The organism is Collimonas sp. PA-H2 (assembly GCF_002564105.1).
Lineage (GTDB): Bacteria > Pseudomonadota > Gammaproteobacteria > Burkholderiales > Burkholderiaceae_D > Collimonas.
The window spans coordinates 3,187,470-3,202,523 of sequence record NZ_PDBX01000001.1 but is presented as its reverse complement, the minus strand read 5'-3'; the positions used below and the strand labels follow the sequence as shown (position 1 = coordinate 3,202,523).

Sequence of the window (15,054 nt, the reverse complement as noted above, 5' to 3'; positions counted from 1 at the left end):
AAAAACAACTGATGAAGTAACCACATGCGACCAACCCAAAAATTGGACTTGGAAGAAATAGTTAAGAACGGATGCAATCACTGCAAAAATCACTGTAGAGATTAGAGCTTGTCGGACTATCATTTTTACCACCTATTAAAAATGTTACATCAATGACTACAAATCTCATCGAAAGAGATCTGCATACGCATTGCATGCCCAATTACATTTCCACTGTAGAACGGACCATTAACAGCGCGAGCCGATAAATATTATCGCAATTCATTATGGGCAGTAATTGCATTTTCTAAAAAATACATGTTCTCAGACGAGGTAAGCCACCTTGCTAATCAAACCATTAAAGCCCAATTAGTAAAATAAAAAATCTAACTCCGAGTGTTAAATCTCATGCTCAAACTGTAAATTTCGATGCCATTACAACATGCATTTTTAATTTTTGCACCTGTTAATTTTGACAGGTGCAATTTACTTGACTAACAGCAATTAAATGTGGAAATTTCGCTTTAATGACAAGCAAAATGAAGTACTTTCTAGAGCCAAGAGTTGGCAACAATTGGTAGTTGCAAGGTAACCCCGCTGTCAAAATCGTTTTCCCCTTATTTTCCAAGTCGGGTTATACTTTTTGCCGGTTACAAGTACAACCTGTTGTATTTCCCCACCGACAGATGAAAATATCCTGCCTCATTGCCAACTTCAACCAGCTTGCGACACCGCAGCTGCGATGGCGTCCCTAATCTAAGGTTCGTGGCACCAAGACCACACTTTGCGCCCTGTATAATCCAGGGCTAAATTAGTGTTGTCCCTCATTTTTGACCAGCGCCTAATAAACCGGATAAGTTACCGGATAAAAAACCAGGACTCGGGACGCACTACCCAACAAAATCAATGGGTTAGAACCAATATGCTACTAATGATCGACAACTACGATTCCTTCACCTATAACCTGGTGCAATACTTCGGGGAACTTGGCGAAGATGTCCGTACTTTCCGCAATGACGAAATCACACTCGATGAAATCAATGCCCTGAGACCTGATCGCATCTGCCTGTCGCCCGGCCCCTGCAGCCCGAAGGAAGCGGGGATCTGCGTCGATCTGCTGCAGCAGTTCGCCGGCAAGCTGCCCATCCTCGGCGTCTGCCTCGGCCACCAGGCCATCGGCGAAGCATTCGGCGGCAAGGTGATCCGCGCCCAGCAAGTCATGCATGGCAAGACCTCGCCGATCAACCATACCGGCGTCGGCGTCTTCAAGGATTTGCCTAACCCGTTTACCGTGATCCGCTACCACTCGCTGGCGATCGAGCGCGCTTCGATCCCTGCTTGCCTGGAAATCACCGCCTGGACCGAAGACGGCGAAATCATGGGCGTGCGCCACAAGGATTACGATATCGAGGGTGTGCAGTTTCACCCGGAATCGATCTTGTCGGAACATGGCCATGCGCTGCTGCGCAACTTCGTCCAGCGCACAGCCTGAAGCGGCGCTAGCCGCTCGCCGGCGCCTGCTCTGGCGGCGCCGTCTTTCTCATTCCCGGTAAGGACATCATGCCAATCACCGACCAAGAAGCGCTCTTGCGCTGCATCGAACACCGCGAAATCTTCCACGACGAAATGCTGTCGCTGTTCCGCCGCATCATGAAGGGCGAAATGTCGCCGCTGATGATTGCGGCGCTGACCATGGGCTTGCGCGTCAAGAAGGAAACCATAGGCGAAATCGCCGCCGCCGCGCAAGTCATGCGCGAGTTCGCCACGCCTGTACCCTGCCGCGACACCAGCAACCTGGTGGATATCGTCGGCACCGGCGGCGACGGCGCGCAAACCTTCAATATCTCCACCGCCTCCATGTTCGTGGCCGCCGCCGCCGGCGCGCGCGTCGCCAAGCATGGCGGGCGCAGCGTCTCCTCCTCGTCCGGCAGCGCCGACGTGCTGGAATCGTTCGGCGCCAATATCAACCTGACGCCGGCCCAGGTGGCGCAATCGATAGAACAGACCGGCATCGGCTTCATGTTCGCGCCCAACCACCATGCGGCGATGAAACACGCGGCACCGGTGCGCAAGGAGCTGGGCGTGCGCACCATTTTCAATATCCTGGGACCGCTCACCAACCCGGCCGGCGCGCCGAATATCCTGATGGGCGTATTCCATGCCGACTTGGTCGGTATCCAGGTGCGGGTCCTGCAGCGGCTCGGCGCGCAGCATGCAATCGTGGTCTGGGGCCGCGACAACATGGATGAAGTCTCGCTTGGCGCCGGCACCATGGTCGGCGAACTGGTCAACGGCGAAATCCGCGAATATGAAATCCATCCGGAAGATTTCGGCCTGCAGATGATCGCCAGCCGCAACCTGAAAGTATCCAACTCGGCCGAATCGAAAGAAAAAGTGCTGGAAGCGCTACAAGACCAGCCGGGCGCGGCGCGCGATATCGTCGCCATCAATGCCGGCGCCGCTTTGTATGCGGCCGGCGTCGCCAGTTCGATCGCCGATGGCCTGGAGAAAGCCCGCGCGGTAATCGCTTCCGGCGCCGCCAAAGCCAAACTCGATCAGTTCGTGCAAGCCACGCAAACCATCGCCGCCGCCGGCTGATCGTCATCATCAACAACAAGACCGTAGCAAGGGATAGGACCATGTCTGATATTTTGAACAAAATTCTCGACGTCAAAGCGGATGAAGTCGCTGCGGCAAAAAAACAGCAAGACTTCGCCAGCCTGCGGCGTGAAGTGGAATCCGACGCCGAGGCGCGCGCCGCCCTGCGCGGCTACGAAGCCGCGCTGCGTGCAAAAATCACGGCAGGACACGCCGGCGTGATCGCCGAAGTCAAGAAGGCCTCGCCTTCCAAGGGCGTGATCCGCGCCGACTTCCACCCGGCCGAGATCGCCGTCGACTACGCTGCCCATGGCGCGGCCTGCTTGTCAGTGCTTACCGACATCCAGTTTTTCCAGGGCGCGCCGGCTTACCTGCAGCAAGCACGCGCCGCCTGCAGCTTGCCGGCGCTGCGCAAGGATTTCATGATCGATCCGTATCAGGTCTACCAGGCGCGTTCCTGGGGCGCCGACGCCATCCTGCTGATTGTGGCCGCGCTGGACCATGGCTTGATGGCGGAGTTGGAAGCGGTCGCGCATGAGCTGGGCATGAGCGTGCTGGTGGAAGTGCACAACGCCGAAGAGCTGAATGCGGCCTTGAAACTGAAGACCAATCTGCTCGGCATCAACAACCGTAATCTGCGCACGTTTGAAACCTCGCTGCAGACCACGCTGGACCTGCTGCCGCACATTACCCCGGACAAGCTGGTGGTCACCGAATCCGGCATCCACAGCAAAGACGACGTCAAGCGCATGCGCGACGCCAATGTCCACGCCTTCCTGGTGGGCGAAGCCTTCATGCGGGCGGAACACCCGGGCGTCGAACTGGCTCGTCTGTTCGATAACTGAAGCTGCAAGACCAGCACTTAGAACGCCGGAATCAAGGATCCCTTGAATTCGGCTTCAATGAATTTTCGCACTTCTTCTGACTGATAAGCCTTGACCAGTTTTTTCACCCAAGGCTTATCCTTGTCTTCCGCCCGCGTGACGATCAGGTTGGCATACGGCCCCTTGGCATCTTCCACTGCAATCGCATCGCGCTGCAGCGACAGCCCCGCCTTCACCGCATAGTCGTTATTCACCGAAGCCGCAGCCAGATCGTCCAGCGAGCGCGGCAGCTGCGCCGCGTCCAGTTCCACCAGCTTGAGTTTCTTCGGATTGGCAATCACATCCAGCGGCGTCGCGTTGACGCCGTTCTCGCCGACGCCCGGCTTCAGTTTGATCAGACCGGCTTTCTGCAACAGCAGCAGCGCCCGGTTGCCGTTGGAGGGATCGTTCTGGATGCCGATGCTGGCGCCCGCCGGCAACTGATCGACCGTCTTGTATTTCTTCGAATAGATGCCCAGCGGCGCCGTGATGGTCAGGCCGACCGGCACGATCTTGTAGCCGCGCGCCTTGATCTGGCTGTCGAGGAAAGGCTTGTGCTGGAAGGCGTTGGCGTCCAGGTCGCCGGCCGCCAGCGCTTCATTCGGCTGCAGATAGTCACTAAAGGTGATCAGCTGGATCTCCAGGCCCTCGCGCGCCGCCACCTTCTTTACCACTTCAAAAGTCTGCTCGGCGTTGCCGACCGAAACGCCGATCTTGATCCTGCTCTTGTCCTGTGCATGGGCGGCGATGGCGCTGGCCGCCAGTAGTAAAACCGGTAATGTCTTGACGATGAAACGACGCATTTTTTCTCCGTAGCGATGTGGCGGCAACAAACTGAATGACGATCTTCACACATCCGCGGGCGATCGCTAAGGAACGATTTTGCATGTCGATATATCTCAACTATCGATTGATTGATACCTATTCCTGTTTGCGGCATATAATAATTTTGCCAATCAAGCAAGCCGGATCAGGCCTGCCGGCCTAAACGACAGTTACGAGCGAAGTACTTTTGGAGGTTTTCGATGCGCGCTATATACAAAGTGGTTACCGCAACCTGCTTCAGTTTGTCCATCGTAGGCGGAGGGGCAATGGCCGCCGACCCGCCCAAGCAATATTCCGTGCGCGATTTCTTCAGGAATCCCGAACAAGCCGGTTTCCAGCTTTCCCCTAACGGCAAATACGTCAGCTTCATGCAGCCGTGGCAAGGCCGCATGAACATCTTTATCAGGACCGTCGGCTCGGAGGCGCCGCCGCTGCGCATCACTTCCGAAAAAGACCGCGACATCAGCGGCTATTTCTGGAAGGGCGACGATCGCATCCTGTTCGCCAAGGATTTCGGCGGTGACGAGAATTTCCACGTGGTGTCGGTCGGCCGTGACGGCAAGGATCTCAAGGACCTGACGCCCTACCCCAAGGTGCGCGCCCAGATCGTCGACGACCTGGAAGACGACAAGGATGAGATCCTGGTCAGCCACAACAAGCGCAACGCCGAGGTGTTCGACGTCTACCGCATCAACGTCAAGACCGGCGCCGAAAAGCTGGTGGCCAAGAATCCCGGCACCATCCAGGCCTGGATCACCGACCACGACGGCAAGGTGCGCGCCGCCACCACTTCCGACGGCGTCAACACCAGCCTGCTGTACCGCGCCAGCGAAAGCGCGCCGTTCAAGACCATCCTGACCACCTCGTTCAAGGATTCGGTCAGCCCGCTGTTTTTCACCTTCGACAACAAGAAACTGTACGTCTCCTCGAACCTGGGCCGCGACAAGCAAGCCATCGTGATCTTCAATCCGGAAACCGCCAAGGAAGAAGAACTGCTGTATGAAAACCCGGAAGTCGATGTCGACGGCCTGTCCTATTCGAAGAAACGCAAGGTGCTGACGGAAATCAGCTACACCACCTGGAAGGCCGAGCAGAAATTCCTCGATCCGCAAAGTGAAGCCTTGCACAAGACCCTGCAGGAAAAACTGCCTGGCTACGAAGTCATCACGCAGTCGCACACCAAGGATGAGTCGAAGTGGATCGTAGCCGCCTACAACGACCGCACCCAGGGCAGCCGCTATCTGTTCGACAGCAAGAGCGGCAAGTTGACCAAGCTGGCCGACATCAATCCGGCCATCGCGGAAAAGGACATGGCGGAAATGAAAGCGGTGCAGTACAAGGCGCGCGACGGCTTGCTGATCAACGGCTACCTGACCCTGCCTCAGGGCAAGGATCCTAAGAACCTGCCTGTGATCATCAACCCGCACGGCGGCCCTTGGGCGCGCGATGTGTGGGGCTACAACCCGGAAGTGCAGCTGCTCGCCAACCGCGGCTATGCGGTATTACAGGTCAACTACCGCGGCTCCACCGGCTACGGCCGCAAGTTCTGGGAAGCGTCTTTCAAGCAATGGGGCAAGACCATGCAGGATGACCTTAGCGATGGCGTGCAATGGCTGGTCACGCAAGGCATAGCCGATCCCAAGCGGGTGGCGATCTATGGCGGCTCCTACGGCGGCTATGCGACGCTGGCGGGCGTCACCTTTACGCCGGAGCTGTATGCGGCGGCGGTCGACTATGTCGGCGTCTCCAACCTGTTCACTTTCATGAACACCATCCCGCCTTACTGGAAGCCCTTCCTCGACCAGATGCATGAGATGGTCGGCGATCCTGAGAAAGACAAAGCCTTGCTGAGCTCGGCCTCGCCGGCATTGCATACCGACCGCATCAAGACGCCGCTATTCGTTGCGCAAGGCGCCAACGATCCGCGCGTCAACAAGGCTGAATCGGACCAGATCGTGGAGAGCCTGCGCAAGCGCGGCGTGCCGGTGGAATACATGGTGAAGGACAATGAAGGCCACGGCTTCCACAACGAAGAAAACCGCTTCGACTTTTATACAGCGATGGAAGGCTTCCTGGCCAAGCACCTGACGCCGCAATAAACGTCAACGCATTACTTTACTTGATATGGAAAGCGCGGGCGCCGGCAGCGGCGGCCCGCTTTTTTTTCGCCACACAAGGTAACAATCAAAGCGCTGCAACATCCCCGGCAAGAATCGATACCCCGACAGACTTTAGATACTGTTTCTTCGCATATACCTATTTATAGAGCGCGGAATGACTAAGGTTTAGTACGTTTACTAAACAAATAAATCTAACAAATGTAAAATAAATCCTTATATATCAGCTAGTTATGCAAGTTTATTTAAGGAATATTTGTAAATTTCATTTTTTTACTATACATTAATACTCACAAAACATCCTTGAGCTCCGGCGGCATGAAGCACGACAGCGCGATCAGCTGGATCTCAAGCAAATGCAGGCGCCGCAGCGGCAGCCTGCAAACAAGGAGGAGAGAATGCGAGCAACGATCCGCGATATCGCACTGGCTGCCAATGTATCCATCGGCACCGTGTCGCGCGCCCTGAAAAAACAATCGGGCCTGACCGAGCAGACCCGCATCCATGTACAAAGGATCGCGTCCCAGCTTGGCTACAACGAAGCCAACCTGCGTCAGGGAAAAATCCGCCGCCTGACTTTCCTGCTGCATCGCCAGCACAATAATTTTGTTGCCAGCCCGTTTTTTTCGCATGTGCTGCACGGTGTGGAAACCGCCTGCCGCGAGCGCAGCATCGTGCCGACCGTGCTGTCGATAGGTCCGGCCGACAATGTGATGGAACAGATCCGCCTGCACGAACCCGATGCGCTGGCGGTGGCCGGCTTCATGGAACCGGAAGTGCTGGAATGGCTGACCAAGACCGGCAAGCCGGTAGTGCTGATCGATTTGTGGGCGCCCGGCTTCCGCTCCGTGAACATCGACAATCTCGGCGGCGCCCTGGCGGCGACCCGCCATCTGATGGAGCTCGGCCGCCAGCGGCTGGCCTTCATTTCCGGTCCGCTGTCGCATTACAGTATTGCGCAACGCGCGCTGGGCTACCGCCAGGCGCTGTTCGAAGCCGGCCGCTTGTTCGACCCGCGCCTGGAAATCACTTTGCAGCCAGGCCAGGAACTGCAGCAGCAGGCCGCCGCCGCAATACACACCCTGCTGCAATCGGGACCGCCGCCGGACGCCATATTCTGCTACAACGACGCCACCGCGCTGGCCGTCATGAATGCATGCCAGGCGCGCGGCTTGCGGATTCCGGAAGATATCGCGCTTGTCGGCTTCGATAATATCGATGGCGCTACCAGCGCCGCGCCGCCGCTCACTACGCTGGCGGTCGACAAGGAAGCGCTGGGGCGGATGGGCATGCAGCTATTGCTGGACGATGCGCCGGCGCAAACCGAAGTGGTGCTGCCGGTGGAGCTGATCCAGCGCGCCAGCACGCTGGGCAACGGGGCGCTCGCATGAACATGCTCGAACCGACCGCCATGCCCAAGAACGAATTCCGCCAGCCGTCCTTTCTGCTGCAGCACGTGCGCGACACCATGCGCTTCTATCATCCGCGCGCCATCGATGCCGCGGGCGGCTTCTATCACTTCTTCAAGGATGACGGCAGCGTCTACGACAGCGAAACCCGGCATCTGGTGAGCAGCACGCGCTTCATCTTCAACTATGCGATGGCCTACCGCCAGTTCGGCGACCCCACCTATCTGGATGCGGTCCGGCATGGCGTGGCCTTCCTGCGCGAAGTGCATTGGGATGCCCAGCTGCAGGGCTATGATTGGACCTTGTCCTGGAAAGACGGCCGCAAGCAAGTGCTCGATCCGACCCGCCATTGCTACGGCCTGGCGTTCGTCCTGCTGGCTTACGCCCACGCCATGATGGCGGGCGTGGCCGACGCCAAAGAATGGCTGTATCAAACCTACGACCTCCTGGAACAGCGTTTCTGGGAACCGCACGCCGGCCTGTATGCCGACGAGGCCAGCGCCGACTGGCAGCTGCAAACCTATCGCGGCCAGAACGCCAACATGCACATGACCGAGGCGCTGCTGGCGGCCTATGAAGCCAGCGGCGATAAGCTGTTCCTGGACCGCGCCGAAATGGTGGCGCGCCATATCACGGTGCGCCAGGCAGCCCTGAGCAATGGCTTGATCTGGGAACATTACCATCCGGACTGGTCGGTCGACTGGGACCACAACAAGGAAGACAGCAGCAACATCTTCCGGCCCTGGGGCTTCCAGCCCGGCCATCACACCGAATGGGCCAAGCTACTGCTGATACTGGAACGGCACCGGCCGCTGGAATGGCTGCTGCCGCGCGCCATCGAACTGTTCGACGCCGGCATGGATGCGGCCTGGGACATGGAGTGCGGCGGCATCTACTACGGCTTCGCGCCGGACGGCGTGATCTGCGACCAGGACAAATATTTCTGGGTGCAGGCAGAGAGCTTTGCCGCCGCCGCCCTGCTGGCCCAGCGCACCGGCAAGCATCGCTTCTGGGACTGGTACGACCATATCTGGCAATACAGCTGGCGGCATTTCATCGATCACCAGCATGGCGCCTGGTTCCGCATCCTGACCCGCGACAACCGCAAGTACAGCGATGAAAAGAGCCCGGCCGGCAAGACCGATTACCACACCATGGGCGCTTGTTATGAAGTGCTCGGCGTCTTGAAATAGCACAGCCGATGATGCGAATCCCGTCGAATATATCACCTGAATGCTTGTACTGAATATCTCTTGACCCGCGGCGCCGTCATGGCCCGCCCTGTCGCCAGCCGCTCTCCCGGATCTGGCCACACCAGCAAATACTGAAATGCGAATCGACTTCGTAGTGGGTAGGTGTTTCCGATTACTTTGCATAAGCAAGTAACGATTATAAGGAGGAACAATGAATAAGCAGACATGCAGGAAACTTGCAGCGAGCGCACTCGCGCTCATGTTGTTCGGCTGCGGAGATGGTTCAAATGGCATCGATGGGAAAACCGGCAGCGCCGGTGCAGCCGGCGCCAGCGGCGCAACCGGAATTGCCGGCACTAACGGCATCCCCGGCCAACCGGGAGCGACTGGCGCGACAGGAGCCGCTGGCGCAACCGGGGCCATCGGTCAGTCAGGTCCACCGGGAACCAGTACCGCGGCGCCAGTGGCCGACGCCGACAGCGCGCTCAAGCCGCTGCCCGAACTGGCGCTGACCAAGTACATCAATCCCTTCCTCGGCACCAGACAGCAACCCGGTGGCACCCATCCCGGCAACACCAGCCCGGCGGCAACCCTGCCGTTCGGCATGGTCTCCTTCGGCCCCGATACCGACATCGATCATCAGTATTATTCCAGCGGGTCCGGCTACAACTACGACAGCAACATGATCAACTATTTCAGCATGACCCGCATCAGCGGGCCGGGTTGCCGCAGCGGCGGCACCTTGCCGATCATGCCGACCATGCTGACCAGCCAGCTCGCCAGCAGCACCAATCAGGTCATGCGCAATAGCAGCAATACCTTCGACCATAAAGACGAAAGCGCCGCGCCCGGCTACTACAAGGTGAAGACCAAGGACGGTATCGTCACCGAGTTGACCGCAACCGCACGCAGCGGCTTTGCCCGCTTCACCTATCCGGATAAAACCAAGGCCATCCTGGTGATCGATGCTACCCAGAACAATTCGCAGACCGGCGTCAGCGCCCAGATCTGGCAAGATCCAGTCGACGCTAGCGGCTTCTACGGCAAGACCAGCAACAAGTTCAACTGCGGCGGCTCTTACGACGTGTATTTCTACATACAGTCCAATTCCGCCTACGCCACGGCGCCGCGTTTCATCAACAACACCGGCACCCTGATCCTGAATTTCGATCTGTCCAAGTCGGCCGGCAGCAGCGCGGCGGTCAAGGTTGGCCTGTCCTATGTCAGCCCGGCCAATGCCTTGCGCAACCTGAAAAAAGAAAACGCCGGCTTCGATTTCGACAAGACCAAAAGCCAGGCGGATGCTATATGGAACACCCGGCTCAACACCATCCAGGTGGATGCGGCCGGCGCCAGCAGCGATTCCCTGACGCAGTTCTATACAGCCTTCTACCACGCCATGTCCGGCCCGACCTTGTTCAGCGATGTCGACGGCAGCTACATCGGCCTGGACAAGCAGCGTCACCAGACCGATACCTACAAGGACAAGAACGGCGTACTGGTGCGCCGCAACCACTACACCACCTTCTCCATCTGGGATACCTACCGCTCGCTCGGCGCCATGCATGCCTGGCTGTTCCGCGACGAAGCGGCCGATATGGCGCAATCGCTGGTAAGCGACGCCACGCAATGCGGCGCCTTCCCGCACTGGGCCGACGCCAACGTCGATGATGTGCCGATGGAGGGCGACCACGCGCCTATGCTGCTAGCCAGCCTGCAAGCCTTCGGCGCCACCCGCTTCGACAGCGCCACCGCCCTGACCTACATGAAGCGCGCCGCCTTCGGCCCCAGCCCGGACTGGCCGCAATGGCCTGCTTGCAACGGCAATCCGGCTTTCGGCAGGAATGTGGCCGGCACCGCGCAAGGCAATATGCCGGATTACCTCAAACTGGGCTATGTCGCCGAGGGCAGCGACGCCAGCGGCATCCATACCGGCTCGCTGACGATCGAAGGCGCCAACCGCGATTTCGCCATCGGACGCTTCATCAGCAACCTGAACCCGGGCGACGTCTCCGCCGACGACAAGAAGAGTGCCGCCACCCTGCTCCTGCGCGGCGAGAACTGGAAGAACATTTTCAATCCAAGCACCAAAGTACTGGCGGTCAAAGACTTAGCCGGCAACTGGGCTTCGCCCTCGCAAGACGACGGTTATCACGAAGGCACGGCGGCCCAGTACCTGTGGGCGATTCCGCATGACCTGGGCAAGATCGTCACCGCCCTCGGCGGCAACGCAGCGGCCATTCAGCGCCTCGACACCTTGTTTTCCATCAGCGCCAAAGCGGGAACGCCGTCCGGGCTGACGCTGGACAGCAGCCGGCTCAATGGCGGTGAGAACTCGGATGACTTCTACATGGGCAACGAGCCCGGCTTCGCCTCGCCATGGGCCTATAACTGGACCGGCACGCCTTCGCGCGCGCAGTTCGTGCTGCCGCAGATCATGGCCGCCACCTTCTCCAGCAAACCCGAGGGCTTGCCGGGCAATGACGATGTCGGCGCCACGTCAGGCTGGTATGTGTGGGCTGCGCTGGGCTTGTATCCGATGATTCCCGGCGTGCCGGGATTGACGATGGCGACGCCGCAATTCTCCAGCGTCACGATCCAACTGGCGGACGGCAAACGCTTGCTCATCAAGCGCGACAAGAATGCCGCCTTTGTCAAAGCCCTGAAAGTGAATGGCCAGGACTGGCCCAGCACCTGGCTGCCGCTGAGCAAAGTGCAGGCCGGCGGCACGCTGGATTTCAGCGTCTCCGACAAGCCGACTTCGTGGGGCCAGGCCAGCGCGCCGCCGTCCGGCGCCGCCGGCAATTTTTCCCAGTCTCCCTGACGCAATTCAAAGGATGTGGATCGGCCATGCGGCCGGTTCGCCGGCGTTCGCCTGCCGCTGGCGCGGACCGCGTTCGCCTTTATGCAAGCACGCCAGCCTGATCCAGAAACTTGGACTTTCAAAAATAACGCAATTGGAGGAACAATGAATCTGCACTTGAATAGAAATCTTGCCATCGGAATGGCTGTCGCTGCACTTTTTGGCTGCGGCGACGGTTCGGATCAATCGTTCGCAAGCGCCAACCCTGGTACGGCTGCCGCCCCCAACAGCGTGCCCGGCAACGCCGCTCCAGTCGTTGCGCCGGCCAACGCCAGCACTCCAGCCCCAAGCAGCACGCCGGGAAATCTGACTGCTAGCACCGATACTGCTTCGAATCCCAGTCCGAATCCGGCTCCGAATACCACCCCGGCCAGCACACCCGCAGCGACCGCCGATGTCTTTGTCAAGACTGCACTGACCCAGTACGTCAATCCCTTCATCGGCACCGCGGATTCATCGGCGCCGGCCACCGACCCTGTGCCGGCTGGCGCCAGGGGCGGCACCTTCCCCGGCGCCACGACGCCGTTCGGCATGGTGCAATGGACGCCCATGACCCCCAGCAACGGCGGCCAGGACCATCCGGTGGGTTACATCTACAAGGAAAAGACCATCACCGGTTTCCCGCTGACGCAGATGAGCGGCTCCGGTTGCGACGGCAACGAAGGCGAGCTGCCGATCATGCCGACCTTCGACACCAGCTCAGTCGGCGTCAACGCCAAGGAAAATTTCGATCACAAGAATGAAACAGCGCGGCCCGGTTATTACCAGGTGACTTTGAACGACGGCATCAGCACCGAGCTGACAGCGACCACCAGAAGCGGTTTCGGCCGCTTTACCTTCCCGGCCAGGTCAGCCATCGCCAGCGCCAACAAGACTCCTTACCTGGTGTTCGACGCCACCCGCAGCAACACCATCTCGTCGACCACCGGCGTCATCAAGGCCGAGGGCAAGGATGGCTTGTCCGGTTCCACCGTGGGCGGCAAGTTTTGCGGCGCGCGGACTTATACCCTGTACTTCTACGCCAAGTTCGACCGCGACATCACGACCACCATCAGCAACGGCAAGGCTGACGTGAGCTTCGACGCCGGCAGCAAGCCGGCGGTGCTGATGAAAATCGGCCTGTCCTATGTCAGCAGCGACAATGCCCGCAAGAACCTGGAACAGGAAAACCCGAACTGGGATTTCAACGCCGTGCGCGATGCCGCCGCCGATGCCTGGAACAATCGTCTCAACGCGATCCAGGTCACCGGCGGCAGCGAGACCGAAAAACGCAAGTTCTATACCGCGCTATATCACTCGCTGCTGTCGCCCAACACCAATAGCGACGTCACCGGCGACTATCTCGGCTTCGACCAGAAAACTCACAAGGTGCAGGCCGGCCGCACCCAGTATGTCAACTATTCCAACTGGGACGTGTACCGCAGCCTGATCCCCTTGAACAGTATGCTGTTTCCCAAGGAAACCAGCGACATGATGCAATCGCTGGTCAACGACGCCGACCAGTGCGGCGCCATCCCGCGCTGGGCGCCGATCAATGTCGACGCCGGCATCATGCCGGGCGATTCCGGCGTGCCTACCATCATGGGCGGTTACGCTTTCGGCGCCACCAACTTCGATGCAAAAAAGGCGCTGGACTACATGACCCTGGTCGGCAACAAGGCCGATGTGCAATGTACCGGCGATCACGTGCGCGACAGCGTCGACCGCATGAACGACTATCTGGTGCATGGCTATGCCGCCATGGACAATGGCTGGTGGGCCGGCTCGCTGACGTTTGAATTCGGTACTGCGGACTTCGCCACCGCGCAGCTGGCCAAGGCCCTGGGCGACAACATGAACTACCAGCTATTCCTGAGCCGTTCCGCCAACTGGAAAAACCAATTCAACCCGACGCAAAAACAACTGCTGCCGCGCTATCGCAATGGCAGCTGGCTGCTGAATCCGCAGCCGAACGCCGACATGGTGGAAGGCAACGCCGAGCAATATACCTGGATGTCGGCCTACGACGCGCGCGGCCTGTTCAAGCTGGTAGGCGGCAACGCGGCCACTATAAAGCGCCTCGACGCCTTCTTCCAGAATCTCAACGCCGGCATGAACCTGCCCAACTTCTACATGGGCAATGAACCGAGCTTCGCCACGCCCTGGCTGTACAACTGGAGCGGCGCACCATGGCGCACCCAGAAGGTGGTGCGGGATGTGGCCAACACGGTGTTCTCGGACGATCCGGGCGGCTTGCCGGGCAATGACGATCTCGGTGCGGTCTCGTCCTGGTACGTGTGGGCGGCAATCGGCTTGTATCCGGAAATCCAGGCGGTCAGCGGCTTGACTGTCGGCAGCCCGATGTTCGACAAGGTGGTGATCCGCTGGGCCGACGGCAGCAAGAAACTGGTAATCAACGCCAAAGGCGCCGCCAGCAACTCGCCGTATATCCAGACCTTGGCGCTGAATGGCCAGGCGCTCGACATGCCCTGGCTGTGGCTGAAGGATTTGAAGGATAGCGCCACGCTGGACTTCACGCTGGCAGCCAGCCAGTCGCAATGGGGCCAGGATTCATCGGCCAAGATGCCGTCGTTCGGCCTCGACAGCTTTACCAGCCTGGCCGACGCCTTGAATAATCACGGCATAGGCACTGATGGCCAGAAAACCACACGCGGGCTGGAGGGCTATACCTATGACATGGGCGGCTGGAGCTATTCGTCGCAGGCGCTGGCGACAGCCGGAGTGAAGCCAGGCGGCAGCTTCAGCTTCAACGGCATCCAGTTCACCTGGCCCGACGGCAAGTCAGGACTGGACAATATGGTCAGCCAGGGGCAAACCATTACCCTGGCCAAGCCACAGGGAGCAGGCACACTCGCCTTGCTGGGCAGTTCCACCAATGCCTCCAGTGCGCCCACCGGCAAGCTGACCGTGACCTATACCGACAATACCCAGGCCAGTTTCGACCTGCGCTTCGACGACTGGACCCTGGGCGGCGGCTCCGCCAAGGTCGGCAGCTACAACCAGATTGCCCTGACCAGCGCCCATCGTGTCGATCAGAACGGCAACACCGACAACACCAAGGCTTATGTCTATTACTGGGACGCCAAGCTGGACCAGCAACGCCAGGTAAAGAGCATCACCTTGCCGTATCAGACCGACAATGGCGCAGTGATGCATGTGCTTGCGATGGAACTGAAGTAAGGTGAAAGACGCTTACGGCTCAGGCGT

The 15,054-nt window shown here is 59.0% G+C and carries 9 protein-coding genes; 8 read left to right on the top strand and 1 reads right to left on the bottom strand.

Going from position 1 to position 15,054, the window contains the following annotated elements; genetic code table 11:
- Nucleotides 1-901 precede the first annotated feature (901 nt).
- The 3 genes from BCF11_RS14635 to trpC all read left to right on the top strand — a co-directional run bounded on the left by BCF11_RS14635 (nt 902) and on the right by trpC (nt 3,422).
- Nucleotides 902-1,471: an aminodeoxychorismate/anthranilate synthase component II gene (locus BCF11_RS14635; protein WP_098495373.1), complete on the top strand. Its 570-nt coding sequence runs from the start codon at nt 902-904 to the stop codon at nt 1,469-1,471.
- A 68-nt stretch (nt 1,472-1,539) separates the two neighbouring features.
- The gene (trpD, locus tag BCF11_RS14630; RefSeq protein ID WP_098495372.1) at nt 1,540-2,577 is read left to right on the top strand and encodes an anthranilate phosphoribosyltransferase; all 1,038 of its coding nucleotides are present in this window, start codon (nt 1,540-1,542) and stop codon (nt 2,575-2,577) included.
- Nucleotides 2,578-2,618: 41 nt separating this feature from the next.
- Nucleotides 2,619-3,422, top strand: a complete 804-nt coding sequence (gene trpC, locus BCF11_RS14625; RefSeq protein ID WP_098495371.1) for an indole-3-glycerol phosphate synthase TrpC — start codon at nt 2,619-2,621, stop codon at nt 3,420-3,422.
- Between the two features lie 17 nt (nt 3,423-3,439).
- On the opposite strand, the gene BCF11_RS14620 is transcribed toward trpC, so the two are convergent.
- Nucleotides 3,440-4,243 carry a MetQ/NlpA family ABC transporter substrate-binding protein gene (locus BCF11_RS14620; RefSeq protein ID WP_098495370.1) on the bottom strand — a complete coding sequence of 268 codons (804 nt, stop codon included), beginning with the start codon at nt 4,241-4,243 and terminating at the stop codon, nt 3,440-3,442.
- Nucleotides 4,244-4,474: 231 nt separating this feature from the next.
- Between BCF11_RS14620 and BCF11_RS14615 the strand changes: the two genes are divergently transcribed.
- From BCF11_RS14615 to BCF11_RS14595, 5 genes are all read left to right on the top strand, one after another.
- Nucleotides 4,475-6,364, top strand: a complete 1,890-nt coding sequence (locus BCF11_RS14615) for a prolyl oligopeptidase family serine peptidase (protein ID WP_369827855.1) — start codon at nt 4,475-4,477, stop codon at nt 6,362-6,364.
- A gap of 416 nt (nt 6,365-6,780) precedes the next feature.
- The gene (locus tag BCF11_RS14610; RefSeq protein ID WP_098495368.1) at nt 6,781-7,773 is read left to right on the top strand and encodes a LacI family DNA-binding transcriptional regulator; all 993 of its coding nucleotides are present in this window, start codon (nt 6,781-6,783) and stop codon (nt 7,771-7,773) included.
- Entirely contained in the window at nt 7,770-8,984 is a 1,215-nt protein-coding gene (locus BCF11_RS14605; protein ID WP_098495367.1) for an AGE family epimerase/isomerase, read from the top strand. Before BCF11_RS14610 ends, BCF11_RS14605 begins: the two co-directional genes overlap by 4 nt.
- Before the next feature lie 211 nt (nt 8,985-9,195).
- Complete coding sequence (locus BCF11_RS14600; protein ID WP_098495366.1) at nt 9,196-11,808, top strand: GH92 family glycosyl hydrolase; 2,613 nt, start codon at nt 9,196-9,198, stop codon at nt 11,806-11,808.
- A gap of 156 nt (nt 11,809-11,964) precedes the next feature.
- Nucleotides 11,965-15,027 (top strand): GH92 family glycosyl hydrolase, encoded by a 3,063-nt coding sequence (locus BCF11_RS14595; protein WP_233212491.1) that lies wholly within the window; start codon nt 11,965-11,967, stop codon nt 15,025-15,027.
- Nucleotides 15,028-15,054 lie beyond the last annotated feature (27 nt).